We start from the raw sequence: 920 nt of genomic DNA on the forward strand, positions 1-920 counted from the left end.
TAACCCCGGATCTTTACCTGGAAGTCATTTCTGCCAATGTATTCTATATTGCCATCCGGAAGCCAGCGTACTAAATCTCCTGTACTGTACAGCCTTCCATTTTCTCCCTTCCCTTTCTGTTCTTCCGTTTGGAATGGATTGACAATGAAACGTTCTTCGGTCAGATCAGCACGGTTTAAATAGCCTCTTGCTATTCCAGCTCCGCCAAGGTAAAGCTCGCCTACGGCTCCCACAGGAACTAATCGAAGGTTCCCATCCAGCACATAAGCGGAACTGTTTCCTACAGGACGGCCGATCAGATGTACATCGCCATGGTCTACCTGTTTGTATGTGGCATAGATCGTTGCTTCGGTTGGTCCGTAAAGGTTATACAACACTTTCTCTTCTGACCAGTATTTTCCGGTTTCATAATCACACGGTTCTCCTGCGTATAATAACCCTTTTAATGAAGGATAATCCACGCGGGGTAGAACCGACAGCATGACTGGTGGTAAATAGGTGTAAGCAATATCATGGGAAAGTAAATATCTGCTGATGGCATCGGCATCTTTCTTCGTTTCTTCATCCAGCAGGTGAAGTTCGTTGCCATACAGTAAGCTGTTGAAAAACTCGGATACGGATACGTCAAAAACATACGATGTATAAGCCGTTATTTTCTCTCCTTCACTGAAACCATAAGCCTCTCTTACCTGAGAAACTACATTGACTACATTTCTATGTTCCACCATCACTCCTTTTGGCAGTCCGGTGGTACCACTGGTATAAATAACATACGCCAGATTATCACCTTTAGCTTCGGTAACCGGGTTCAATATTTCCTGTGATTCCAGAATGGTTTGGAAAACAGAATCGTTTATAGAAATTGTTGTCACTGAACTTGTCACTTTTTCTATAGTACTTTCTTCGGCAATAACAATTTT

Annotated in this window: 1 protein-coding gene; it reads right to left on the reverse strand. The window is 43.0% G+C overall.

Features of this window, described 5'->3' with window-relative positions:
- A partial coding sequence (locus tag MP477_RS22660; protein ID WP_257192286.1) for an AMP-binding protein occupies positions 1 to 920 on the reverse strand: 920 nt, incomplete at both ends.

Origin of the sequence: Chryseobacterium sp. WG23, from assembly GCF_024586575.1 — a bacterium.
Classification (GTDB): domain Bacteria; phylum Bacteroidota; class Bacteroidia; order Flavobacteriales; family Weeksellaceae; genus Chryseobacterium.